Annotated in this window: 23 protein-coding genes; 16 read left to right on the top strand and 7 right to left on the bottom strand. The window is 62.7% G+C overall.

Annotated elements, in window-relative coordinates:
* Positions 1-101: 101 nt before the first annotated feature.
* On the top strand, positions 102-476 hold the full coding sequence (locus FQ668_RS04200) for a septal ring lytic transglycosylase RlpA family protein (RefSeq protein WP_003255170.1): 375 nt from the start codon (positions 102-104) through the stop codon (positions 474-476).
* Positions 477-536: 60 nt separating this feature from the next.
* Complete coding sequence (locus FQ668_RS04195) at positions 537-1580, top strand: calcium/sodium antiporter (RefSeq protein ID WP_014589810.1); 1044 nt, start codon at positions 537-539, stop codon at positions 1578-1580.
* A 102-nt stretch (positions 1581-1682) separates the two neighbouring features.
* Here FQ668_RS04195 and FQ668_RS04190 read toward each other — a convergent pair whose 3' ends face one another.
* The 3 genes from FQ668_RS04190 to FQ668_RS04180 all read right to left on the bottom strand — a co-directional run bounded on the left by FQ668_RS04190 (position 1683) and on the right by FQ668_RS04180 (position 5125).
* On the bottom strand, positions 1683-3044 hold the full coding sequence (locus FQ668_RS04190; protein ID WP_014589809.1) for an amino acid permease: 1362 nt from the start codon (positions 3042-3044) through the stop codon (positions 1683-1685).
* A gap of 56 nt (positions 3045-3100) precedes the next feature.
* Positions 3101-4042 (bottom strand): AEC family transporter, encoded by a 942-nt coding sequence (locus FQ668_RS04185; protein ID WP_014589808.1) that lies wholly within the window; start codon positions 4040-4042, stop codon positions 3101-3103.
* Between the two features lie 195 nt (positions 4043-4237).
* A complete protein-coding gene (locus FQ668_RS04180; RefSeq protein WP_014589807.1) occupies positions 4238-5125 on the bottom strand; it encodes a hypothetical protein in 888 nt (295 codons plus the stop codon).
* A 160-nt stretch (positions 5126-5285) separates the two neighbouring features.
* On the opposite strand from FQ668_RS04180, the gene olsB reads away from it, so the two are divergent.
* Positions 5286-6041, top strand: coding sequence for an L-ornithine N(alpha)-acyltransferase (gene olsB, locus FQ668_RS04175; RefSeq protein ID WP_003255175.1), 756 nt, complete (start codon positions 5286-5288; stop codon positions 6039-6041).
* Positions 6041-6829, top strand: coding sequence for a lysophospholipid acyltransferase family protein (locus FQ668_RS04170; protein WP_019436963.1), 789 nt, complete (start codon positions 6041-6043; stop codon positions 6827-6829). Before olsB ends, FQ668_RS04170 begins: the two co-directional genes overlap by 1 nt.
* Positions 6830-6941: 112 nt before the next feature.
* On the opposite strand, the gene FQ668_RS04165 is transcribed toward FQ668_RS04170, so the two are convergent.
* On the bottom strand, positions 6942-7526 hold the full coding sequence (locus FQ668_RS04165) for an ACP phosphodiesterase (protein ID WP_019439051.1): 585 nt from the start codon (positions 7524-7526) through the stop codon (positions 6942-6944).
* Between the two features lie 150 nt (positions 7527-7676).
* On the opposite strand from FQ668_RS04165, the gene FQ668_RS04160 reads away from it, so the two are divergent.
* Together FQ668_RS04160 and FQ668_RS04155 are read left to right on the top strand one after the other, a co-directional pair.
* Entirely contained in the window at positions 7677-7979 is a 303-nt protein-coding gene (locus FQ668_RS04160) for a helix-turn-helix transcriptional regulator (RefSeq protein ID WP_003255178.1), read from the top strand.
* Positions 7980-7996: 17 nt separating this feature from the next.
* On the top strand, positions 7997-9046 hold the full coding sequence (locus FQ668_RS04155) for an alkene reductase (RefSeq protein ID WP_019439052.1): 1050 nt from the start codon (positions 7997-7999) through the stop codon (positions 9044-9046).
* A gap of 95 nt (positions 9047-9141) precedes the next feature.
* Here FQ668_RS04155 and FQ668_RS04150 read toward each other — a convergent pair whose 3' ends face one another.
* From FQ668_RS04150 to FQ668_RS04140, 3 genes are all read right to left on the bottom strand, one after another.
* A complete protein-coding gene (locus tag FQ668_RS04150) occupies positions 9142-10011 on the bottom strand; it encodes a hypothetical protein (RefSeq protein ID WP_014589803.1) in 870 nt (289 codons plus the stop codon).
* A 73-nt stretch (positions 10012-10084) separates the two neighbouring features.
* Positions 10085-11077 carry an NAD(P)-dependent oxidoreductase gene (locus tag FQ668_RS04145; protein WP_014589802.1) on the bottom strand — a complete coding sequence of 331 codons (993 nt, stop codon included), beginning with the start codon at positions 11075-11077 and terminating at the stop codon, positions 10085-10087.
* A gap of 49 nt (positions 11078-11126) precedes the next feature.
* Positions 11127-12017, bottom strand: coding sequence for a LysR family transcriptional regulator ArgP (locus tag FQ668_RS04140; RefSeq protein WP_019439053.1), 891 nt, complete (start codon positions 12015-12017; stop codon positions 11127-11129).
* 102 nt (positions 12018-12119) lie between these two features.
* On the opposite strand from FQ668_RS04140, the gene FQ668_RS04135 reads away from it, so the two are divergent.
* The 10 genes from FQ668_RS04135 (at position 12120) to FQ668_RS04090 (ending at position 23489) form a co-directional block, all read left to right on the top strand.
* Positions 12120-12719 (top strand): LysE/ArgO family amino acid transporter, encoded by a 600-nt coding sequence (locus FQ668_RS04135; protein WP_003255185.1) that lies wholly within the window; start codon positions 12120-12122, stop codon positions 12717-12719.
* Positions 12720-12985: 266 nt separating this feature from the next.
* Positions 12986-13582 carry a superoxide dismutase gene (locus FQ668_RS04130; RefSeq protein ID WP_012312902.1) on the top strand — a complete coding sequence of 199 codons (597 nt, stop codon included), beginning with the start codon at positions 12986-12988 and terminating at the stop codon, positions 13580-13582.
* Between the two features lie 250 nt (positions 13583-13832).
* Entirely contained in the window at positions 13833-15884 is a 2052-nt protein-coding gene (locus FQ668_RS04125) for a bifunctional diguanylate cyclase/phosphodiesterase (RefSeq protein WP_014589800.1), read from the top strand.
* 158 nt (positions 15885-16042) lie between these two features.
* Positions 16043-17377 (top strand): imelysin family protein, encoded by a 1335-nt coding sequence (locus FQ668_RS04120; protein ID WP_014589799.1) that lies wholly within the window; start codon positions 16043-16045, stop codon positions 17375-17377.
* A gap of 141 nt (positions 17378-17518) precedes the next feature.
* Complete coding sequence (locus tag FQ668_RS04115; RefSeq protein WP_014589798.1) at positions 17519-18001, top strand: hypothetical protein; 483 nt, start codon at positions 17519-17521, stop codon at positions 17999-18001.
* Positions 18002-18014: 13 nt separating this feature from the next.
* Positions 18015-18401 (top strand): hypothetical protein, encoded by a 387-nt coding sequence (locus FQ668_RS04110; protein ID WP_014589797.1) that lies wholly within the window; start codon positions 18015-18017, stop codon positions 18399-18401.
* 109 nt (positions 18402-18510) lie between these two features.
* On the top strand, positions 18511-19938 hold the full coding sequence (locus tag FQ668_RS04105; RefSeq protein WP_019439054.1) for a di-heme oxidoredictase family protein: 1428 nt from the start codon (positions 18511-18513) through the stop codon (positions 19936-19938).
* 19 nt (positions 19939-19957) lie between these two features.
* Positions 19958-21022: an imelysin family protein gene (locus FQ668_RS04100; protein ID WP_019439055.1), complete on the top strand. Its 1065-nt coding sequence runs from the start codon at positions 19958-19960 to the stop codon at positions 21020-21022.
* Between the two features lie 2 nt (positions 21023-21024).
* The gene (locus FQ668_RS04095; RefSeq protein WP_010952112.1) at positions 21025-22122 is read left to right on the top strand and encodes a DUF1513 domain-containing protein; all 1098 of its coding nucleotides are present in this window, start codon (positions 21025-21027) and stop codon (positions 22120-22122) included.
* Positions 22123-22340: 218 nt separating this feature from the next.
* Positions 22341-23489 carry an efflux RND transporter periplasmic adaptor subunit gene (locus tag FQ668_RS04090; protein WP_014589794.1) on the top strand — a complete coding sequence of 383 codons (1149 nt, stop codon included), beginning with the start codon at positions 22341-22343 and terminating at the stop codon, positions 23487-23489.

The raw sequence follows: 23489 nt of genomic DNA, 5'->3' as shown, positions 1-23489 counted from the left end.
GGGCGTCGCCCTCGTTCGCGGCTGAAGCCGCTCCTACACAAGCCAGCGGTCCCTGTAGGAGCGGATTTACCCGCGAATGGTCGCACCGGAGAGCACCTGACTTGCTAAAACGTTCCCTCGGCACCCTCGCCCTGTTTTCTTTCCTGGCCGGCTGCGCCAGCCATGACATCGACCCGCGCGGCTACGACCAGACGGGCACCGCTTCCTACTACGGCTCGCGCCACCATGGCAAACGCACCGCCAGTGGCGAACCGTTCAACCAGCACGGCCTTACCGCCGCCCACCGCAGCCTGCCCTTCGGCACACGTGTACGGGTGACCAACATGGCCAACCAGCGCAGTGTGGTGGTACGCATCAACGACCGTGGCCCGCACACCCGCGGCCGCCTGATCGACCTGTCTCGCGCAGCAGCGGAAAAAATCGGCATGCTCCGTAGCGGAACAGCGCGCGTGCGAGTACAAGGGCTTAGCGACTGACGCGACAGGAGTCCGACCATTTTCGACCTGGCCACCCTTCCCACTTTTAGCCTGCTGCAAATGGGCGTTGCCCTGCTGTTGCTGGTCGGCGGCGCCGAGTTACTGGTGCGCTCCGCCTTGCGCCTGGCGCAGCGCCTGCACGTGCGCCCGCTGATCATAGGCCTGAGCCTGGTGGCCTTCGGCAGTACCGCGCCACAATTGACCGTAAGCCTGCAGGCCGCCTACCAGGGTGCGCCGGATGTGGCAGTAGGCAGCGTCATCGGCAGCAACATTTTCAACGTACTGGTCATTCTCGGCCTGGCCGCGCTGATCATCCCGCTGCGGGTGTCACGCCAGCTGGTGCGCCTGGACATTCCCTTGATGATCCTTGCCAGCGGGCTGGTGTATGCACTGTCCGCCAATGCCCATCTGGGCAGGGTTGAAGGGGCACTGCTATTGCTGGGGCTGGCCGGTTACCTGGCAATGCTCTGGCATCAGTCGCGCCATTACGCACGCACCTACCCTGCCCCGGACGCCGCCAGGTCCGGGGCCGGGCGCTTCTGGTCAGGTACGCTGCTGCAGATACTGGTCGGCCTTGGCCTGCTGAGCCTGGCGGGCCACTTGCTACTGGAAGCTGCCATCGAGGTGGCCACCGACCTGGGCCTGTCCGAGCGTATTATCGGCCTGACGGTCGTCGCCATCTGCACCTCCCTGCCGGAACTGGCCGCTGCGCTGATCGCCGCCTTGCGTGGCGAACGGGAGATCGCGGTGGGCACGGTGATCGGCAGCAACCTGTTCAACCTGCTGGCCGTACTGGGCCTGACCGCACTGATCACCCCGGAACCCCTGTCGATCTCGCCTAACGCGCTTTCTTTCGATCTGCCTGTAATGCTCGGCGTTGCCGTACTGAGCCTGCCAGTGTTCTATTCCGGTTACCGCATCACTCGCGCCGAAGGCCTGGTGTTTCTTTGCCTGTACCTGGCCTACGGCCTTCATGTGGCGGCTTTTACCATGGGTATGCCGCTGGCTGGCCGCCTGGAGCGATTGATGCTGTTCTATGTACTGCCGGTGCTCGCCACAGTGTTGATGTACACCACCGTGCGTGCCTGGCGGAGGCAGCATTGAGGGGCATGCGTCAGGGCCGCCAGACGCATGCCTTTAGGCTTTCGTCGCCTGTGAGATCGAGCGCCGAAAACCTAACGGCATACCCCTTACGAACAAACCCGATCAGCCCTTGGCCTGGCGAGCCTTCTTCAACTTGAAGGCCACCCACAGCACAGCGATCCATACCGGGATCAGCATTACCGAGATGCGAATCGGCGGCGTCAGGTACATCACCACCAGGATCAGCACGATGAACGCCAGGCACAGGTAGTTGGTCAGTGGGTGACCCAGGCTTTTGTAGAAGGGGGTGATCCCGGCGGCCAGCTTGGCCTTGCGGAATTTCAGGTGGGTAATGCTGATGCTCGCCCAGTTGATCACCAACGCGGACACTGCCAACGCCATCAGCAAGCCAAAGGCCCCACCCGGCATCAGGTAGTTGATCAGCACGCACAGGCCGGTCGCAAAGGCCGACACGCCCAGCGCGGTCAGCGGCACGCCGCTACGGCTTACCTTCAGCAACTGACGCGGCGCATCGCCCTGGCTGGCGAGGCCGAACAGCATACGGCTATTGGCGTACACACAGCTGTTGTACACCGAGAGCGCAGCCGTCAGCACCACGATATTGAGGATGGTCGCCACCAGGTCGCTGTCCAGTTCGTGGAAGATCATCACGAATGGGCTGCCGCCTTGCACCACCTTCTGCCAAGGGTACAGCGACAACAGCACTGCCAAGGCACCGATGTAGAAAATCAGAATACGGTACACCACCTGGTTGGTGGCCTTGGGGATGCTCTGGCGCGGGTTGTCAGCCTCGGCAGCCGTGATGCCGACCAACTCCAGGCCACCGAACGAGAACATGATCACCGCCAGGGCCATTACCAGACCCGTGACGCCGTTAGGGAAGAAGCCGCCGTACTGCCACAGGTTGGCCACGCTGGCATCCGGGCCACCATGACCGCTGCCCAGCAACCAGGCACCAAAGCCGATCATGCTGACGATGGCTACTACCTTGACCAGGGCGAACCAGAACTCCATCTCGCCATAGACCTTTACCTGGGTCAGGTTGATCAGGTTGATCACCACGAAGAAGATCGCTGCCGTGGCCCAGGTGGGGAAGTCCGGCCACCAGTACTGCACGTAGATACCGACCGCCGTCAGCTCGGCCATGCCGACCAGCACGTACACCACCCAGTAATTCCAGCCTGAAACAAAACCGGCGAACTCGCTCCAGTATTGGTGGGCGAAGTGGCTGAAGCTGCCGGCGACCGGCTCTTCCACCACCATTTCGCCCAGCTGGCGCATGATCAGGAAGGCCATCAGGCCGGCGATGGCGTAGCCCAGCAACACGGAGGGGCCGGCCAACTGGATGGTCTGGGCAATGCCCAGGAACAACCCGGTACCGATGGCCCCGCCCAGCGCGATCAGCTGGATATGGCGATTCTTCAGCCCGCGCTGTAACCGCTCGGGCGTGCTCTGGTCTTGCATGAAGTGTCCTTTAGCTCAGTGAGGCAGTGTTGTTGCTGTTATTTGCAGTCAAGGATCTAGATCCATCCGCCCCACTGCAAGATGAAAATACCAATGTTGGTGGTGATCGCCGCCATTAGCGTGGTAATCACGATGATCGACGCGGCCAGTTCATGATTGCCGTTGGCCGCCCGCGCCATCACGTAGCTGGCCGCAGCGGTCGGGCTGCCTATGTACAGGAACAGGATGCCCAGCTCCGCCCCGCGAAACCCACACAACCAGGCCCCAAGGGTGCCGAGCAGCGGCAGCCAGAGCATTTTCACGAGGCTGGCATCGATGGCCAGCCGGCCACAGTTACGCAGCGCTGCCAGCGACAGCGTGCCACCGATACAGATCAGCGCCAGCGGCAGGGTCATCTGTGCCAGGTAGTCGCCCGAGGTCAGTAGCCAGTTGGGCAACGGCACTTGGCCGTAAGCCATCGGCGCGGCCACCAGCACGCTGATGATCAGCGGGTTGCTGAAAATGCTCTTGCAGATGCTCCACGGGTCGGACTTGAGGTCCGGGCTGTACACCGCCAGTACCACCGCTGACAGCGAGTTGTACATGAGGATGACCAGGCCTGCGAGTACCGCCCCCAGGGAAATGCCGTAGTCACCGTACAGGCTGGCGGCCAGGGCCAGGCCGATCACACCGTTGTTGCCGCGGAAGGCGCCCTGGGTATAGATGCCCCGGTCGGCCATCGGGCTACGCCAGATGGCCATGCCCCAGGCAATGGCGAAACCGGCCAGGGTGGCGACGATGAAATACAGGATGACACCGGGCTTGACCGCTGCGGCCAGGTCGGCGTGATAGATACCGAGGAAGAGCAGCGCCGGCATGCAGACGTTGAACACCAGCTGCGAGGCGACGCGGTTGAAGTTATCGTCGATCAAGTGAATGCGTTTGAGCAGGACGCCCATGAACAGCATGGCGAAAACCGGTGCCGTGATGTTCAGGGTCTGGATAAGAAGGGCGAGCATGCGCAAGCGATCCTGGAGGGGTTGCCGTCAGGCGGCCAATGATACGTCAACGGCTGGGATTTGCGGGGATCAAGCGCGATAAAAGGAAATGTCTTTCAGGTTTTCTGCTGCCAGTACCGGCCGCTTTGCACGTAACCCCGCCCTCCCACAGGTACCACGCCGCGACTCATCGGTTCACACAAACCTGTCAGCCATTCATGAAAAGCCCGCAGCAACCCACGCCTTGTTCAGCCGCTTCTCCCGCGCCGACGCCGCCAGCGCCATCACCCCTTGGTCACGCTGCCAGATTTGCGCCCACTGCACCGGCCCTGTCGCCAACGCCGCATCGATCTCCGCCCGCAACGACTGGAACTGCGCAAACAACCCGCCCAGCAACAAGTGACAACCCATGCTATCGGCACACTGCCGGCTACCCTCGGCACAGCCGGCCAACAGCCCAAGCAACTGCAGGCGCAGCCCCTGCGGCCAGGCGCACTCCTGCCCCACGCCATACAACCAGGCGGTCAGCGCCGCGAGCACATACAAATCCTCCAGCGAACGGAACGGCTTCACGTAGGCATCCCAGCCGTCACCGGCCAGCAACTCGCACGATGCCTGCTCCAGCAGCAGTCGGCCGTGCCCGACGTCCGGCATCAGCGGCAGGGTCGGCAATGGCTCCAGTGTCACCCCCGGCTCCCCGGGGTAGACCACCGCCAGGCTCAGTTGCGGCGCCGCGCCAGCCGCTTCGCTACGCGCCGCCACCAGCAACCACTCCGCCTCCAGGCCTGCGGTAACGAAGTCTTTGCAGCCCGACAGCCGCAGAGCGTCCAGCCGTGTGTGCATGTCTGCAGGCCGCACGCTGCGCCGCTCGGTGGCACACAAGGCGCCAAGGCTGTGCGGCGCACTGGGCCACAGCACGCGAAGGGCGGCCTGGTAACCCATCAGGAAGGCCAGGCCCGGGGTGGCCATTGCACGCCCACCCAGTACCGCCAGTTCGAAGGGGGTAACCGGGCCGAGGCGCTCGAGCAGCGCGGCGTAGGTTTCGCCCAGGGAGCCTGTCGGCGCGAGGCGAAGCGGATCGTTGAGTCGTTGCAACCAGGCCATGGAACAGCTCCTTGCTGGAGGGCTTTCAGTTAAGGCTCAGGGTGTGTCACGCAAGCATCACCAAACATTCACAGGGGTGACACCGGGTCTACCTAGGCTGACTTTGCACAACAAAGCCGACCGGCCGCAACCTTTCTTGGCTGGCTTATGGAGACTCGTAATGACTCGGATCGCTACCGCTGGCGACTACAGCACCGAACGCCGTCTGCAAGCCGAACGCCTGGTTGGCGCCGCGGCGCTGCAAGAAGCCCAGGCTCTGCGCTACACCGTATTCAGCGCAGAATTCAAGGCCAAGCTCAAAGGTGCCGAGCAGGGCCTGGACATGGACGACTACGACGTGCACTGCCGCCATATTGGTGTACGCGACCTGAGCACCGGCGAACTGGTTGCCACCACCCGCCTGCTCGATCACCAGGCTGCCAGCAGCCTGGGCCGTTTCTACAGCGAAGAAGAATTCAGCCTGCACGGCCTGTTGCAGTTGCAAGGCCCGATCCTCGAACTGGGCCGTACCTGCGTCGCCCCCGACTACCGCAACGGCGGTACCATCGCCGTGCTCTGGGGCGAACTGGCCGAGGTGCTCAACGAGGGCCGCTACAGCTATCTGATGGGCTGCGCCAGTATCCCCATGCAGGACGGCGGCGTGCAGGCCCATGCAGTGATGCAGCGCCTGCGTGAACGTTACCTGTGCACCGAACACCTGCGTGCCGAGCCGAAGAACCCACTGCCGAAACTGGCCCTGCCCAACAACGTCATTGCCGAAATGCCACCGCTGCTCAAGGCCTATATGCGCCTGGGCGCGAAGATTTGCGGCGAGCCATGCTGGGACGAAGACTTCCAGGTGGCAGACGTGTTCATCCTGCTCAAACGCGACGAGCTGTGCCCACGCTACGCCCGCCACTTCAAGGCGGCGGTCTGATGCCGAATTTGCGGGTACTGGCCCGCCTCATCCGACTGCTGCTGGTGCTGGCGCAGGGCATGCTGATGGCCAGCATTATCGCCTTGGGCGAGCGCTTGGGCTTCAAGGCGCCGATCGAACGGCGCCAGCGCTGGACCTGCCTGTTCATGAAGCGCCTGGTCGCCGCCCTGCCCTTCGACGTAAAGGTAGTTGGCGAACTTCCACAGCGGCCGATGCTGTGGGTCAGCAACCATGTTTCCTGGACCGACATCCCCCTGCTTGGCATGCTCACGCCGCTGTCTTTCCTGTCCAAGGCCGAAGTGCGCCACTGGCCGGTGGCTGGCTGGCTGGCGGAAAAGGCCGGCACGCTGTTCATTCGCCGCGGTGGTGGCGACAGCCAGCGCCTGCGCGAACAGATCGCCGGGCAACTGGGGCTGGCCCGCCCGCTGCTGATCTTCCCCGAAGGCACCACTACCAGCGGCCGTACGTTGCGCACCTTTCATGGGCGCCTGCTGGCAGGTGCCATCGACCGTGGCGTGGCAGTGCAGCCAGTCGCTATCCAGTACCTGCGTGATGGCCAGATCGACCCGGTAGCACCGTTCATTGGTGAAGACGACCTGGTGTCGCACCTGATGCGCCTGTTTGCCCAGCCGCGGGGCGAGGTGTGCATCCACCTGCTGCAGCCAATAGGTAGCGTGGGCAAGGAACGTGCGGTGCTGGCGTTGCAGGCGCAACAGGCGATTCACCTGGCGCTGTTCGGGGTTGAAGACGTGGAGATGGCGCCACGTCGGCAGGCGCGGGCTGCCTGAATGCTTGCACTGCCTGTTCTGGCCCTTTCGCGGGTGAACCCGCTCCTACACCGAGCGCATTACCCGTAGGAGCGGGTTCACCCGCGAGGAGGCCAGTATCACTCACACACCTCTAACTGTCAGACATCCGCCCTACCGCTGCAAACGCCTGCAGTTGCGGGTAGAACTCGCGAAAATCCGCCAGCAGCGGCTCATACAGCCGCTCCAGTTCCACCATCACCCCGGCCATCCCCTCAGGCCGCGACAAGCGCCGGGCAATGCCGTTGAACACCTGTTCCAGCGTGTCGAAGTCGCCATACGCCCCTAGCCAGTCATCCGCTGCCATGAACGGCGCAATCCGCGCCAGCCGCCCAGGCAGCTCGGGCTCTGCCAGCAATACCCGATAGAACGCGCCAGTGAACTGCTCCAGCGGCTGATCGGCGTAGTTGCCCCAGTGCCGTGCCAGGCAATGGTCAAAAAACACATCCAGGACGATGCCGGCAAAACGCCGCCGCTCGCGCGGAAAACGTGCCAGAGCCGCCAGCACCACTGGGTGCCGGTCAGTGTAACTGTCGATTTGCCGGTGCAGCCGGATGGCCGCCTCCAGCGCAGGCGGAAAGCGCCCTTCCAAAGAGCCTTTGACAAAGTCGCCATACAGGCTGCCAAGCAGTTGTTGCGGCGCCGGGCCGCCCAGGTGCAAGTGTGCGAGGTAGTTCATGAGCGCAGTCTAGCATCGCCACCGAGCATATCGTTATAACGCGATATATCGATTCGTGCTCAGCTCAGAACGCCTTCGTATTTGTATATCGGAATTCAGCGAATTATATTTCGCCCTATCGCGATATACCGCTACAACGAGCCTCAAACCATGCCACTCGATCTCGACGAAATCATAAAAGCACTGGCCCACCCGGTCAGGCGAGAAATTCTCAGCTGGCTGAAAGACCCGGCAACCCAGTTTCCGGACCAGTACCACAGCACCGAAAACGGTGTGTGTGCGGGGCAAATCGACCAACGCTGCGGCCTGTCGCAGTCGACCGTCTCTGCCCACCTGGCCACGTTGCAGCGCGCCGGGCTTATCAGCAGCCAGAAGATCGGCCAATGGCACTTCTTCAAACGCGACGAAGCCACCATCCAGGCGTTCCTCGAACAACTGCGCCAAGCACTTTGACAAGACAGGTAACGACTATGACCACGCTTTTCGATCCGATCAAACTGGGCGACCTGCAATTGCCCAACCGTATCATCATGGCCCCGCTCACCCGCTGCCGCGCCGATGAAGGTCGCGTGCCCAATGCGCTGATGGCCGAATACTACGTACAACGTGCCAGCGCCGGGCTGATCCTCAGCGAGGCGACTTCGGTCAGTCCCATGGGCGTCGGCTACCCAGATACCCCCGGCATCTGGAACGATGAACAGGTACGTGGCTGGAACAACGTGACAAAGGCCGTGCATGCCGCAGGCGGTCGCATTTTCCTGCAGCTGTGGCACGTGGGTCGTATCTCCCACCCCAGCTATCTGAATGGCGAACTGCCTGTGGCCCCCAGCGCGATCCAGCCCAAGGGCCATGTGAGCTTGGTGCGCCCACTGAGTGACTACCCTACCCCGCGGGCGCTGGAAACCGAAGAAATCAACGACATCGTCGAGTCCTACCGCAGTGGCGCCGAAAATGCCAAGGCTGCAGGTTTCGATGGTGTTGAGATCCATGGCGCCAACGGTTACCTGCTCGACCAGTTCCTGCAAAGCAGCACCAACCAGCGCACCGACCGTTACGGTGGCTCGCTGGAAAACCGCGCGCGCCTGTTGCTGGAGGTGACCGATGCGGCCATTGAAGTGTGGGGCGCGCAGCGCGTAGGTGTGCACCTGGCACCGCGTGCCGACGCCCACGATATGGGCGACGCCGACCGCGCCGAGACCTTCACCTATGTGGCCCGAGAGCTGGGCAAGCGCGGCATCGCCTTCATCTGCTCACGGGAGCGGGAAGCCGACGACAGCATCGGGCCGCTGATCAAAGAGGCATTCGGTGGCCCGTACATCGTCAACGAGCGGTTCGACAAGGCCAGTGCCAATGCGGCCCTGGCCAGTGGCAAAGCGGATGCCGTGGCGTTTGGTGTGCCGTTCATCGCCAACCCCGACCTGCCGGCACGGCTGGCAGCGGATGCGCCGTTGAATGAGGCGCGGCCAGAGACTTTCTATGGCAAGGGGCCGGTGGGGTACATCGATTACCCGCGGTTGTAATCAAGATTGCCGGGGCGCAGCTCAATCGGCGTACACCGTACATTGTGGGAGCGGCCTTGTGTCGCGATAGGAGGGCAACGCCCTCCCCTGCGGCGTCACGGCCGAGCGTTGATCTGTTGCTGCAGGTTCTGAATCTGGCTCTGCAGCGTATTCAGGTTACGCGTCATCTGTGCACGGAAGGCATCGAACTCCTGCACCGAAGCACCACTGGATGACACCGCAGCCGGGCGGTTGTCGACCTGGCTCTTCAACACCAGCATGTCCTGCTGCAGGCTCTGAATGTCAGCGCTCGGGTTGCCCTGTTTCTTCAAAGCTGCCACCTCGCTACCCAAACTCTTGAGCTGGCCGTCCAACTGGCCGCCATCCACCTGTGAGGCTTTCAGCGCGGCAACCTGCTCGCTCAGGCTCTTCAACTGGGCATCCAGCTTGCCACCATCGACCTGGCCCGAACGCAGCGCCGCCAACTCGCCATTCACCAGCTTCAGTTGCGCCTGCAACTGGCTTTGCAGCTCGGTCACAGCCTTCTGCTGTTCTCGGGTATCGGCCAGCACCTGCTCCAGACGTTTGCCCAGGTCGCCGGTCTGCCCGGCAACACCCTGCTGCAACTGGCGCAGCTGTAGCTTCAATGCCTCACTGCTGGTAGTGGCGCCAGACTCACTGGCCGCCACCTTGCCACTGATCGCCTGAAGGCGGCCAGCCGCCTCTTCACTGATGCGGGCAAAGCTTTCCTGGGTCGCCACCAGTTGCTGCTCCATCAGCGAGATCTGCTGAAAGCTCCACCAACCCAGGCCCGCCAACGCGATGAACGCGGCACCGATCAACGCCCACAACGGCGCCGTGCTAGCCCCGCGGGCGGCTTTCTGGCGGCTGCGCATCACATGCGCCGGCATCAGTTCGTCATCATCAACGGTGCCCGCCCGCAAGGCAGGCACATCATCAAAGTCATCGTGAGCATGGTTACGCATGGATACATTCAACCGCGGTAGTCACAAAGAGGCACGAGTATAAACCGCCAGCGCGGCGCATTGATGACCATTGTCAGCCGGGCGGCAAATGCTTCCACCAGCCGCAGAATTCATCCACCGCCGCCCACAGGCTGACCTTGGGCTGGTAGTCCAGGTACTGCCGGGCACGGCTGATATCCAGGGTGAAATCCCGGCTCATCACCTGCATTCCCAGGCGCGACAATGTCGGTTGCGGGCGCCCTGGCCATAACATGCAGGCCGCCTCGTTCAGCGCGGCCAGGCTGTAGGCAAGGCCATAGGAACGGTAGCGGGTCACCTGGGGAAGCTGCATCTGGCGCATCACGTAGTTGACCACGTCCCACAGCGGCAGTGGCTGGCCGTTGCTTATGTTGTAAGCCTGGCCCAGCGCCCGGTCATCAGCGAACAATGCACTCAGCAGCGCCTCGTTGAGGTTGTGCACACTGGTGAAATCGACCTTGTTCAGGCCGTTGCCGATGATCGCCACACGCCCTTTGCGCTGCATCTGCATCAGCCGCGGGAAGATACTGGCATCGCCCGCGCCGGTGACGAAGCGCGGGCGCAGCGCCAGCACTTCCAGGCCGAACTCCTGGGCGCCGAACACTTTCTGCTCGGCCAGGTACTTGGTTTGCCCATAGTGATCGTGGAAGCGACGCGGTACCTGGTCTTCACGGACGTCCAGACGCGAACGGCCATTGAAGTAGATCGACGGAGAAGACAGGTGCACCAGGCGCCGTACGTGCTCTTTCAGGCAGCCCTCGACCACGTTCTCGGTCACCACCACGTTGCCTTGGTAGAAATCCTGATAGCGCCCCCAGTTACCCACTGCGCCAGCGCAGTGCACCACGGCTTCGACACCCTGGCACAAACGCCGGGCCAGCTCGGCGTCACCCAGGTCGCCCGGGATGAACTGTGCGCCACGCTTGACCAGATGCTCGACCCCTTCGGCACGGCGGCCGCTGACGCGCACGTCCAGGCCTTGCTCCAGGGCGAAACGCGCAAAGCGCCCGCCAATGAAGCCACTCGCGCCGGTGACCAGAATTCGCATGTAACACTCCGTCTTGCCAGATTTCAGATGCAACTGACGTCAGCCATGGCTACAAGGGCACCAGCCAATGCTGTGCGGTGTGCCGCAGGTGGTCGGTCAGTTGCGCGAGCAATTGCCCGCCATTGCGCCAATGATGCCAGTACAGCGGCACATCGATAGGGGTATCGCGGCAGATTTCCACCAATTGCCCACTGCCCAGTTGCTCCCGGGCCTGCAGTTCGGGCACCAGGCCCCACCCCAACCCGGCCTCGGTCATGCGCAGGAAGCCTTCGGATGAAGGGCACAGGTGGTGCAGGAAACCACCCTCAATGCCCAGCGATGCCAGGTAGCGATGCTGCAGGAAATCGTCCGGGCCGTACACGATCGCTGGAGTACGGGCCAAACGGCTGGCGACAAAACCTTGGGGGAAGTGCCGCGCCATGAACACGGGACTGGCCAATGCCCGGTAGCGCATGGCCCCCAGTGGCAAACTGCGTGCGCCGGCGACCGGCCGCTCACTCCCACACAGGCAGGCCGCCACTTCGCCGGCACGCATGCGTTTCAGGCCCACTTCCTGGTCCTCAACCACCAGGTCGGTCAGCACGTTCTGTTGTGCGCAGAAGTTGCCCACCGCGCCGGCCCACCAGGTGGCCAGGCTATCGGCGTTGAGAGCGATGCGCAGGCGCTCCGGCATGCCCTCTTCGTCCAGCGCCGGTACCTGGCGCTGCAGGTCGCGTTCAAGCAGGCGCACCTGCTGCACATGGTTGAGTAGCTGGCGGCCGACTTCGGTCGTGCCGGGCGGCGAGGCACGTACCAGCACCGGCTGGCCGACCCGCGCCTCAAGCAACTTGATACGCTGGGAAATCGCCGATTGCGACAAGCCCAGCACCTGCGCCGCACGCTCGAAACCGCCTTGTTCGATCACTGCCGCGAGGGCAGCCAGCAGTTTGTAGTCGAACATCTATTTTCCTAATGGGTGATCAGCTTTATTTGTTTTTCTTATACAGCGCCGACCATCACAATGGCCAGCATCTTTCGTGACCCTTTTTTGGAGAGCCCTGCCATGTGGCAAAGCTATCTCAATGGCATGCTGGTGGCCTTCGGCCTGATCATGGCCATCGGCGCCCAGAACGCCTTTGTCCTCGCCCAGAGCCTGCGCCGTGAGCATCACCTGCCGGTGGCAGCGCTGTGCATCGTCTGTGACGCCATCCTCGTGGCCGCCGGGGTATTCGGCCTGGCCACCGTGCTGGCACACAACCCGACCTTGCTGGCGATTGCCCGCTGGGGCGGCGCAGTGTTCCTGATCTGGTACGGCGCCAAGGCGCTGCGCAGCGCCTGCTCCAAGCAGAGCCTGCAGCACCAGCAAGGCCAAGGCGTTCGCTCACGTCGCGCCGTACTGCTCAGCGCCTTGGCGGTGACCCTGCTGAACCCGCACGTGTACCTCGACACGGTGTTGCTGATCGGCTCGCTGGGCGCCCAACAGTCCGCCCCTGGCGCCTACGTGGCCGGTGCGGCCAGCGCTTCGCTGCTGTGGTTCTCGACCCTGGCCATTGGCGCGGCGTGGCTGGCACCGTGGCTGGCGCGGCCGGCGACCTGGCGCATGCTCGACCTGATGGTGGCGGTGATGATGTTCGCGGTGGCGGCGCAATTGATCTTCAACTGACCCCGGGGCGCGGCATATTCATCAACGGCAAGATCGAGCGGCACGCGGTCTTGCAGGCAACACCCGCGCAACGCCGAGCCGCCGGTCGGCACAGCCCAACCCCTGCGGAACCTCTATTCCCTATGTTTGTTGCGTGGTTATGCGCCGGGCCCGGTGCTATGATCCAGCCCTTGCGTCGCAAAGAGTACAGACTCGCCGACGCTTATCGGGCCGCCCGTGATCGGCCTTGCGCAAACCGCAAACAGACCTGAATCAGGAGATCCACCATGGCTTTTGAATTGCCGCCGCTGCCGTACGCCCATGATGCTCTGCAGCCGCACATCTCCAAGGAAACCCTGGAGTATCACCACGACAAGCACCACAACACCTATGTCGTGAACCTGAACAACCTGGTCCCAGGCACCGAATTCGAAGGCAAGACCCTGGAAGAGATCGTCAAGAGCTCTTCGGGCGGCATCTTCAACAACGCCGCTCAAGTCTGGAACCACACCTTCTACTGGAACTGCCTGTCGCCAAACGGCGGCGGCCAGCCTACCGGTGCACTGGCTGAAGCCATCAACGCCGCTTTCGGTTCCTTCGACAAGTTCAAGGAAGAGTTCACCAAGACTTCGGTTGGCACCTTCGGTTCCGGCTGGGGCTGGCTGGTGAAGAAAGCTGACGGTTCCCTGGCCCTGGCCAGCACCATCGGCGCCGGCTGCCCACTGACCAGCGGCGACACCCCGCTGCTGACCTGCGACGTCTGGGAACACGCCTACTACATCGACTACCGCAACCTGCGTCCGAAGTATGTCGAAGCGTTCTGGAACCTGGTCAACTGGGCCTTCGTTGCCGAGCAGTTCGAAGGCAAGACCTTCAAGGCCTGAGTCATTCGGCCTTGAACGAGAAACCCGGCCATGTGCCGGGTTTTTTTGTGCCTGTGTTGCCCGCAAAAAGGCTGGCACGGTTTTGCTTGCTCAGCCCGCATAGCGCGCTAACATCAAACCTCTGGAAGATTGATACAGCGCATTCAAGTTGCGGGGTCAGGCAACCGATACACTGCTCATGATCGGCCGGTAGTGTATCGTCATCGTTGATGGCAAAATGATGCCATGCGCATGGATTAAGGAAACCCCATTGAAGCTGGAATTGCGGAACAGCTTGTCGGTCAAGTTGCTCAGGGTTGTGCTGCTGTCGGCGTTGGCGGTTGGCGTCGTGCTCAGCTGTGCGCAAATCATCTATGACACCTACAAGACCCGCCAGGCCGTGGACAACGATGCCCAGCGCATCCTCGACATGTTCCGCGATCCCTCGACCCAGGCGGTTTACAGCCTCGACCGTGAAATGGGCATGCAGGTCATGGAAGGCCTGTTCCAGGACGAATCAGTGCGCATGGCCTCCATTGGCCACCCCAACGAAACCATGCTGGCAGAAAAGTCCCGCCCGCTGCAGGACATGTCCATGCGCTGGCTCACCGACCTCATCCTCGGCCAGGAGCGCACCTACACCACGCAACTGGTCGGCCGTGGCCCTTACAGCGAATACTACGGCGACCTCAGCATTACCCTCGATACCTCCTCCTACGGCAAAGATTTCCTGATCAACGCGGTGATCATCTTCATATCCGGCGTGCTGCGGGCCATGGCCATGGGCCTGGTGCTCTACCTGGTCTACCACTGGCTGCTGACAAAACCGCTGTCGAAGATCATCGAGCACCTCACCCAGATCAACCCTGACCGCCCCAGCCAGCACCAGATACCGCTGCTCAAGGGCCACGAGAAAAACGAACTGGGCCTGTGGGTGAACACCGCCAACCAGTTGCTGGCCTCGATCGAGCGCAACACCCATCTGCGTCACGAGGCGGAAAACAGCCTGCAGCGCATGGCCCAGTACGACTTCCTCACCGGCCTGCCCAACCGCCAGCAACTGCAGCAGCAACTGGACAAGATCCTCGTCGACGGCGGCCGCCTGCAGCACCGTGTGGCAGTGCTGTGCGTTGGCCTGGACGACTTCAAGGGTATCAACGAACAATTCAGCTACCAGGTCGGTGACCAGTTGCTGCTGGCCCTGGCCGATCGACTACGCGCCCACAGCGGCCGCCTGGGCGCTCTGGCGCGGCTGGGCGGCGACCAGTTCGCCCTGGTACAGGCCAATATCGAACAGCCCTACGAGGCTGCCGAACTGGCGCAAAGCATCCTTGATGACCTGGAAGTACCGTTCGACCTCGACCACGAGCAAATCCGCCTGCGTGCGACCATCGGCATCACCCTGTTCCCCGAAGACGGTGACAGCACCGAAAAACTGCTGCAGAAAGCCGAACAGACCATGACCCTGGCCAAGGCCCGCTCGCGAAACCGCTACCAGTTCTATATCGCCAGCGTCGACAGCGAGATGCGTCGCCGTCGCGAACTGGAAAAGGACCTGCGTGAAGCCCTGCCTCGCAACCAGCTGTACCTGGTGTATCAGCCACAGATCAGCTACCGCGACCACCGAGTGGTTGGCGTAGAGGCCCTGCTGCGCTGGCAGCACCCGGAACTGGGCATGGTGCCACCCGACCAGTTCATCCCCTTGGCCGAGCAGAATGGCAGCATCATCAGCATCGGCGAATGGGTGCTTGACCAGGCCTGCCGGCAACTGCGCGAATGGCACGACCAAGGCTTCAGCGACCTGCGCATGGCGGTCAACCTGTCTACCGTGCAACTGCACCACAGCGAGTTGCCACGGGTGGTCAACAACCTGCTGCAAGCCTATCGCCTACCACCGCGCAGCCTGGAACTGGAAGTCACCGAAACCGGCCTGATGGAAGACATCAGCACCGCCGCCCAGCACCTGTTGAGCCTGCGCCGCTCCGGGGCGCTGATTGCCATCGACGACTTCGGCACCGGCTACTCGTCACTCAGCTATCTGAAGTCGCTGCCACTGGACAAGATCAAGATCGACAAGAGTTTCGTGCAGGACCTGCTCGACGACGATGACGACGCCACCATCGTTCGCGCCATCATCCAGCTGGGCAAGAGCCTGGGGATGCAGGTGATCGCCGAGGGCGTGGAAACGGCCGAGCAGGAAACCTACATCGTGGCCCAGGGTTGCCACGAGGGCCAGGGCTACCACTACAGCAAGCCCCTTTCGGCCCGTGAACTGACCCATTTCCTCAAACAAGCGCAACGCAACCGGGTTTCGGTGTCCTGAGGCACCTGCCCGGTTACAGGCCGAGCCCCTGATTTTCATGAATTGCGCGCCCGCCCCTTTACAGCAAATGCAAATCTTTCGCATGATGTTGTAGTTTTGCGTGCCACGGCGCACGGTCCACCCCTTTGGTCCAACCACACGATGCAGGAAAACCAATAATGATTCGAATGCCTCTGGCCTCCGCCAGTCTGCTGGCCATTGCCATCGCCCTCGCCGGTTGCGGTGAAGGCAAGGACGAAAAAGCCGCCGCGCCGCAAGCACAGGCACCTGCTGCCGCCACCACCGCTGTTGCGTCAGGGGCTGTCGACGAAGCAGCCGGCAAAGCCGTGGTCAAGCATTACACCGACATGGTCTACGCCGTGTACAGCGACTCGCTGAGCACTGCCAAGACGCTGCAGACCGCAGTCGACGCGTTCCTGGCCAAGCCCAACGACGAAACCCTGAAAGCCGCCAAGGAAGCCTGGTTCGCCGCGCGCGTACCGTACCTGCAGAGCGAAACCTTCCGCTTTGGCAACACCATCATCGACGACTGGGAAGGCCAGGTGAACGCCTGGCCCTTGGACGAAGGCCTGATCGACTACGTCGACAAGAGCTACGAGCACGCCTTGGGCAACCCGGGGGCCAGCGCCAACATCATCGCCAACACCGAGATCCAGGTGGGCGAAGAGAAGGTCGACGTCAAGGACATTACCCCCGAAAAACTGGCTAGCCTGAACGAGCTGGCTGGCTCCGAGGCCAACGTCGCCACGGGCTATCACGCCATCGAATTCCTGCTCTGGGGCCAGGACCTGAACGGCACCGGCCCTGGCGCTGGCAACCGCCCGGCATCCGACTACCTGGAAGGCCAGGGCGCTACCGGCGGCCACAATGACCGCCGCCGCGCCTACCTGAAAGCGGTTACCGACCTGCTGGTCACCGACCTCGAAGAGATGGTCGGCAACTGGGCACCGAACGTCGCCGACAACTACCGCGCCAAGCTGGAAGCCGAGCCTGTCAACGACGGCCTGCGCAAGATGCTGTTCGGCATGGGCAGCCTGTCGCTGGGCGAACTGGCTGGCGAGCGCATGAAAGTTTCGCTGGAAGCCAACTCGCCGGAAGACGAGCAAGACTGCTTCAGCGACAACACCCACTACTCGCACTTCTACGACGCCAAGGGCATCCGCAACGTCTACCTGGGCGAGTACACCCGCCCGGACGGCACCAAGTTGACCGGCCCTAGCCTGTCGTCGCTGGTCGCCAAGGTTGACCCGGCCGCCGATGCAACCCTCAAGGCCGATCTGGAAGCCACCGAGGCCAAGCTTCAGGTGATCGTCGACCATGCCCTCAAAGGCGAGCACTACGACCAACTGATCGCCGCCGACAACGCTGCCGGCAACCAGGTTGTACGGGACGCCATCGCCGCCCTGGTCAAGCAGACCGGGTCGATCGAGCAGGCCGCGGGCAAGCTGGGCATTGCCAACCTGAACCCGGACACTGCGGATCACGAGTTCTGATCCTGCTGTAGCGCTTCATCGCGAACGCCCGGCCTTGTGCCGGGCGTTTTCGTTTGCTGCCGGGTAAAACGCTTCCCGCTGCCTGGCGTGCGCGCAGATGCTCATCCTGTAGGCCTTCGATCAAACCTAACAGGAGGCACAGTGCTGCAGATTCTTGATGTCTGGGGCGAAGGCCGAATCGTCCAGCGCATGAATGGGGAAGACCTCATCACCGGATTCAACGATGCGTACAACCTGAACAAGGCTGGCCAGCTCATCTCCAACGGGCCGTTCGCTGGCGGGCACATTCCCAACCTCATCGTCGTATGGGAATACGATGCTCCGGATTTTCCCCTCGACGACCATGCAGTCCCTCACGTGACGCTGATGGGCGCTCCGATCACCCGGCATGTGGCCGAGGAAATGTGCCGGGTAGTTGCCCGCCACGGCAAGATCTACCTGTACGACCCCAACGAAACTGACCGCCGTATGTTCGAGGCAGTCGCCATCGACCAAGGGATGCAGCTGCTCGGACGCTTTCATCCAGCCGAGCTCGACCCTCCGTTCAACGAAATCACCTTGCTCGCGGCCTATGTCTATCGCGCCCCGACCAGCCCGTTACCACGCCCGAAAACTGAACATTGAAAGGAAACACTACATGGCCAACGTCACCTACTTGCGCTCCATCGCCAATAACACGCCTTATACCCTGACCCTGATCGACGGTGAAAACCGCAGCAACAGCCTGGCAGTCGGCGCCCAGCACGTCTGGAATGGCTCGCTGGCCATCCCGTGGATCGGCAGATCCACTGAGAACCACAAGGCCTTGCGCCTGATCCTCGGCCCGTCTGCCGACACCAGCATCTGGATATTCCAGGATTACTGGCAACCTGCGCACATGGACGCAATCAAGTGCATTACCGCCTCCTCCATGGAATACACCAGCGAAGAAGTGATCGAAGTCACCGGCGATAATCGCGGTGGCGGCAACAAGAACCTGATCGTCAACCTGGTCAACCGACACTTCATGCTCTATTTGGCCTGACCAACCGCGCTCGCAGCGATTTCATCAAGCAAACGCAAATTGCTCTTATTCAATGATCCTGGGCCTGCTAAGCTGCACGCCGGTTTTTCGCTCACGCCCAGGATTCTAGATGTCCTTGTCGCTGTCCCGACTCCCTCCCCTGCTGCTGACCCTGGCCTTGGCCGCCTGTGACGACGCCCCGCGTTTTACCCACGCCGAGCCCGGCGAAGCGTTGTCGGGTGGCCAGGCGACCGTGCAGCGCAGCGACCGCAATGCCTATTCCCTGCCCTCGGCCAACCTCTCGCCAGAGCAGCGCCTGGACTTCGCCGTGGGTAACAGCTTCTTTCGCAACCCCTGGGTGATCGCACCGTCAACCACCACCGCGCGTGATGGTCTGGGCCCGTTGTTCAATACCAACGCCTGTCAGAACTGCCACGTGCGCGACGGCCGTGGCCACCCGCCAGAGCCGGGCGACAGCAACGCCGTGGGTATGCTGGTGCGCCTGTCGCTCCCCGACCAACCCTACCTGGCCAAAGTGATCGAGCGCCTTGGCGTGGTGCCAGAGCCCGTCTACGGCACCCAGTTGCAGGACATGGCCGTCCCCGGCGTGGCGCCCGAAGGCAAGGTGCGGGTGAGCTACGCCCGCGAAACCGTGTCATTCAAGGACGGCCACCAGGTCGAGCTGCGCAAGCCGGCCCTGCAAATCACCCAGCTCGGCTATGGAGTGATGCACCCCGACACGCGCTTTTCTGCGCGGGTGGCACCACCGATGATCGGCCTGGGCCTGCTTGAAGCGATCCCCGAAGCCGACCTGCTGGCCAACGAAGACCCGGACGACCGTAACCGCGATGGTATCCGCGGGCGGGCCAACCGTGTGTGGGACGACGCCCAGGGCAAAACAGTGATCGGCCGCTTCGGCTGGAAAGCCGGGCAGCCCAACGTCAACCAGCAGAACGTGCACGCCTTTGCCGGCGACATGGGCCTGACCAGCACCCTGCTGCCCAACGACGATTGCACCCCGGCACAAACCGGCTGCCTGGCTGCGCCCAACGGCGACGGTGCCGATGGCGAGAAAGAAGTCAGCGACAATATCCTGCGCCTGGTCACGTTCTACACCCGCAACCTGGCTGTGCCGGCCCGCCGCGACGTCGGCTCGCCACAGGTACTGGCGGGCAAGAACCTGTTCTACCAGGCGGGTTGCCAAGGTTGCCACACACCGCAGTTCACCACCGCCGCCGACGCCACCGAACCCGCGTTGGCCAACCAGGTCATCCGCCCCTACAGCGACCTGCTGCTGCATGACATGGGCCCGGGGCTGGCCGACGAGCGCACCGAATTCGCCGCCAACGGCCAGGACTGGCGTACGCCGCCACTGTGGGGCATCGGCCTGAGCGAAACGGTCAGTGGCCATAGCCAGTTCCTGCATGACGGCCGCGCCCGCAACCTGCTTGAGGCCGTGCTGTGGCACGGTGGCGAAGCCGAGGCGGCACGCAATTTCGTACTCACTTTCGATGCCGAGCAGCGCGCTGCGTTGCTCGCGTTCCTGAACTCACTTTAAACGCGCAAAGGAGCCGGGCATGTTCCGACCCAAACTGTTGTTCACCAGCCTCGCCGCACTCGCCCTCGGTGCCTGCTCGCCACAAGACCCGCAAGCAGTGACCTCCGCCGCCATCGCCAACCAGGTGATCCTCCCTACCTACAGCCGCTGGGTCGAAGCCGACCGTACGCTGGCTGCCAGCGCCCTGGCCTACTGCGAAGGCAAGGAAAGCCTGGAAAAAGCCCGCGCCGACTTCCTCAACGCACAAAAAGCCTGGGCCGAGCTGCAACCGCTGCTGGTCGGTCCGTTGGCCGAAGGCAACCGCGCCTGGCAGGTACAATTCTGGCCCGACAAGAAAAACCTGGTCGGCCGTCAGGTCGAGCAACTGGTCAACGGCGACAAGCCAGTTGATGCTGAGGTTTTGGGCAAGTCCAGCGTAGTGGTGCGTGGCTTGTCGGCCTATGAGTACATCCTGTTCGACAGCAAGCCGGACATCACCACTGCCGAACAGAAAGCCCGCTACTGCCCGCTGCTGGTGGCCATCGGCGCACACCAGAAAGCCCTGGCAGAGGAGATTCTCAAAGGCTGGAACAGCACCGATGGCATGCTTTCGCAGATGACCAAGTTCCCCAACCAGCGCTATGCCGACTCCCACGAGGCTATCGCCGATCTGCTGCGCGCCCAGGTTACCGCCCTGGACACCCTGAAGAAGAAGCTCGGCGCACCGATGGGCCGTCAGAGCAAGGGCATCCCGCAGCCGCTGCAGGCCGAGGCCTGGCGCAGCCACAACTCGATGAACAGCCTGCAGGCCAGCCTCAAGGCCGCCGAAGCCGTCTGGGTCGGGGTAGACAACCAGGGCCTGCGCGGCTTGTTGCCCAGCGATCAGAAAGCGCTGGCGGACAAGATCGACGCCGCCTACGCTACCTCGCTCAAGTTACTGGCCGACAACCAGAAAACGCTCGGTGAGCTGCTGGCCGACGACGCCGGCCAGCAAACCCTCAACCAGATCTACGACAGCTTGAACGTCGTCCACCGCCTGCACGAAGGCGATCTGGCCAAGGCGCTGAACATCCAGCTGGGCTTCAATGCCAACGACGGTGACTGATCATGCTGCGACGCCAGGCACTCAAACTCGGTAGCGTATTGCTCAGTGCCCTCACCTTGGGCGGCTGGAGCCTGTTCCGCAGCAAAGGCAGCGAACCCCTGCTGCTCTCGGCGCGTGACAACGGCGACGGCCAGCACTATGCCGTAGGTTTTCGCCTGGACGGTACACAGGTGTTCAGCACACAGGTCGCTCAGCGTTGCCATGCCATCATCCACCACCCCGAGCAACCAATCGCCCTGTTCGTCGCCCGCCGCCCAGGTACCGAAAGCTACCTGATCGACCTGCGTGACGGGCGCCTGCTGCAAACGGTAGCCTCGCAACCGAACCGGCACTTCTATGGCCACGCCGTCGTGCACAAAGGCGGCGAATGGCTGTATGCCACCGAGAACGACACCACCGACCCAGGCCGCGGCGTGCTTGGCGTGTACCGTTTCGAAGGCGAACGCCTGGTGCACACCGGTGAGATCCCGACCCACGGTATCGGCCCGCACGAGGTTGCCTGGCTGCCTGACGGCGAAACGCTGGTCGTGGCCAACGGCGGTATCCGTACCGAAGCCGAAAGCCGTGTCGAGATGAACCTCGACGCCATGCAACCGAGCCTGGTGCTGATGCAGCGCGACGGCACCCTGTTGAGCAAGGAAACCCTGGCCCAGCAGATGAACAGCGTGCGACACCTGGCAGTGGCCAGCGATGGCACCATCGCCGCCTGCCAGCAGTTCATGGGCGATGCCGATGAAACTGCCGAGCTGCTGGCGATCAAGCGCCCGGGCGAGCCCTTCAAGGCCTTCCCGGTGCCGGAGCGGCAACTGCAAGCCATGGCCCAATACACCGCGAGCGTTGCCATCCACAGCGAGCTGCGGCTGGTGGCGCTGACTGCACCGCGGGCCAACCGCCTGTTCGTCTGGGACCTGGACAGCGGCGCGGTGCGGCTGGATGCCCCGATGCCCGACTGCGCAGGCGTTGGCGCGGTGAAGGACGGCTTTGTCGTCACCTCCGGGCAGGGCCGCTGCCGGTTCTACGATTGCCGCAAGGCCGAACTGGTCGGGCAACCGATGAACCTGCCGTCCGGCTTCTGGGACAACCACCTGCATCTCGTCTGATTTTTCTGTTGCACTCACTGGCCTTCTCGCAGCTAAAGCCGATCCCACAGGGTTCTACACGGTCCCTGTAGGAGCGGCTTTAGCCGCGAAAAGGCCGGCACAGGCATTTCACACCCCTCCTCCCGAAAAACAGTCAATACTTCCCCCATTCACACGTGGGCAGGATCGCCCGTTGTCGTGTAGAAGCGAATAACAACTGCATCCAAGGAACCGGACCTATGCTGCGCCGCCGCATGCTCATCATGTTGGCCGTGGTTCTGCTGATCGTGCTGGCCCTGGGGGGTTACAAAGCCTTCTCGATCTACCAGCAGATCCAGATGTTCACTGCCCCCAAGCCACCCATCACCGTGGCAGCTGCCATGGCCGAACAGCGCCCGTGGCAAGAGCGCCTGCCCGCTGTCGGCAGCCTCAAGGCGCTGCAGGGCGTGGATCTGAGCCTGGAGGTGGAAGGCATCGTCAAATCCCTGCACTTCGACTCAGGCCAGCAGGTCAAGGCCGGGCAACTGCTCTTGCAGCTCAACGACGATCAGGAAACAGCCCTGCTCGGTACCGCCCTGGCCGACCTGGGCCTGGCCAAGGTCGACTTCGGCCGTGGCAGCCAGCTGGTGGGCGATTCGGCCATCTCCCGCGGCGAGTTCGACCGCCTTTCCTCCCAGTACCGGCGCAACCAGGCAGTGGTCGAGCAGCTTAAGGCGCAGAAGATCAAGAAACGCATCAATGCACCTTTCAGCGGCACCATCGGCATCCGCCAGGTGGACATCGGCCAGTACCTGGCCGCCGGCACTGTGATCGCAACCCTGCAAGACACGTCCAGCCTGTACGTAGACTTCAACGTGCCGGAACAGGCGCTGCCACAACTAAGCCTGGGCCAGCAGGTGCTGGTGCAAGTGGCCGCCTACCCGGGTCAGCGCTTCCCCGGCAGCCTCAGCGCCATCAACCCCAAGGTCGAGGAAACCACGCGCAACCTGCTGATACGCGCCACCATGGCCAACCCCGACGGCAAACTGCTGCCAGGCATGTTCGCCAGCCTGTTGATCCTGCTGCCCAACCCGCAACCGCAAGTGGTGGTGCCGGAAAGCGCCATTACCTACACCCTGTATGGCAACTCGGTGTATGTCGCCTCACCGAAAAAGGACAAGGACGGCAAACCGGAATACGACGACAAGGGCCAACCCCAACTGATCGCCGAACAGCGCACGGTAAAAACTGGCGAGCGCCGAGACGGCGTGGTTGTGATCCGCGAAGGGCTGCAGGCCGGGGAACAGGTGGTCACCGCCGGGCAGCTGAAACTCACACCCGGTGCCGCGATACGCATTGGCCAGGACAACGCCCTCATGCCCGAACCGGGCGCAGCGGCCAAGGACTGA

The organism is Pseudomonas sp. Kh14 (assembly GCF_900291005.1).
Lineage (GTDB): Bacteria > Pseudomonadota > Gammaproteobacteria > Pseudomonadales > Pseudomonadaceae > Aquipseudomonas > Aquipseudomonas alloputida.
The sequence above is the reverse complement of the archived record's forward strand: the minus strand, read 5'-3'. Positions and strand labels throughout refer to the sequence as shown.

Excerpts from the sequence above, each read along its gene's own strand:
- FQ668_RS04105 (WP_019439054.1), top strand. The coding sequence starts at position 18,511 with ATGTCCTTGTCGCTGTCCCGACTCCCTCCCCTGCTGCTGACCCTGGCC.
- FQ668_RS04155 (WP_019439052.1), top strand. The coding sequence starts at position 7,997 with ATGACCACGCTTTTCGATCCGATCAAACTGGGCGACCTGCAATTGCCC.
- FQ668_RS04180 (WP_014589807.1), bottom strand. The coding sequence starts at position 5,125 with ATGGCCTGGTTGCAACGACTCAACGATCCGCTTCGCCTCGCGCCGACA.
- FQ668_RS04165 (WP_019439051.1), bottom strand. The coding sequence starts at position 7,526 with ATGAACTACCTCGCACACTTGCACCTGGGCGGCCCGGCGCCGCAACAA.
- FQ668_RS04160 (WP_003255178.1), top strand. The coding sequence starts at position 7,677 with ATGCCACTCGATCTCGACGAAATCATAAAAGCACTGGCCCACCCGGTC.
- FQ668_RS04100 (WP_019439055.1), top strand. The coding sequence starts at position 19,958 with ATGTTCCGACCCAAACTGTTGTTCACCAGCCTCGCCGCACTCGCCCTC.
- FQ668_RS04140 (WP_019439053.1), bottom strand. The coding sequence starts at position 12,017 with ATGTTCGACTACAAACTGCTGGCTGCCCTCGCGGCAGTGATCGAACAA.
- FQ668_RS04130 (WP_012312902.1), top strand. The coding sequence starts at position 12,986 with ATGGCTTTTGAATTGCCGCCGCTGCCGTACGCCCATGATGCTCTGCAG.
- FQ668_RS04135 (WP_003255185.1), top strand. The coding sequence starts at position 12,120 with ATGTGGCAAAGCTATCTCAATGGCATGCTGGTGGCCTTCGGCCTGATC.
- FQ668_RS04110 (WP_014589797.1), top strand. The coding sequence starts at position 18,015 with ATGGCCAACGTCACCTACTTGCGCTCCATCGCCAATAACACGCCTTAT.
- FQ668_RS04185 (WP_014589808.1), bottom strand. The coding sequence starts at position 4,042 with ATGCTCGCCCTTCTTATCCAGACCCTGAACATCACGGCACCGGTTTTC.
- FQ668_RS04150 (WP_014589803.1), bottom strand. The coding sequence starts at position 10,011 with ATGCGTAACCATGCTCACGATGACTTTGATGATGTGCCTGCCTTGCGG.
- FQ668_RS04145 (WP_014589802.1), bottom strand. The coding sequence starts at position 11,077 with ATGCGAATTCTGGTCACCGGCGCGAGTGGCTTCATTGGCGGGCGCTTT.
- FQ668_RS04195 (WP_014589810.1), top strand. The coding sequence starts at position 537 with ATGGGCGTTGCCCTGCTGTTGCTGGTCGGCGGCGCCGAGTTACTGGTG.
- FQ668_RS04170 (WP_019436963.1), top strand. The coding sequence starts at position 6,041 with ATGCCGAATTTGCGGGTACTGGCCCGCCTCATCCGACTGCTGCTGGTG.
- FQ668_RS04090 (WP_014589794.1), top strand. The coding sequence starts at position 22,341 with ATGCTGCGCCGCCGCATGCTCATCATGTTGGCCGTGGTTCTGCTGATC.
- FQ668_RS04095 (WP_010952112.1), top strand. The coding sequence starts at position 21,025 with ATGCTGCGACGCCAGGCACTCAAACTCGGTAGCGTATTGCTCAGTGCC.
- olsB (WP_003255175.1), top strand. The coding sequence starts at position 5,286 with ATGACTCGGATCGCTACCGCTGGCGACTACAGCACCGAACGCCGTCTG.
- FQ668_RS04190 (WP_014589809.1), bottom strand. The coding sequence starts at position 3,044 with ATGCAAGACCAGAGCACGCCCGAGCGGTTACAGCGCGGGCTGAAGAAT.
- FQ668_RS04120 (WP_014589799.1), top strand. The coding sequence starts at position 16,043 with ATGATTCGAATGCCTCTGGCCTCCGCCAGTCTGCTGGCCATTGCCATC.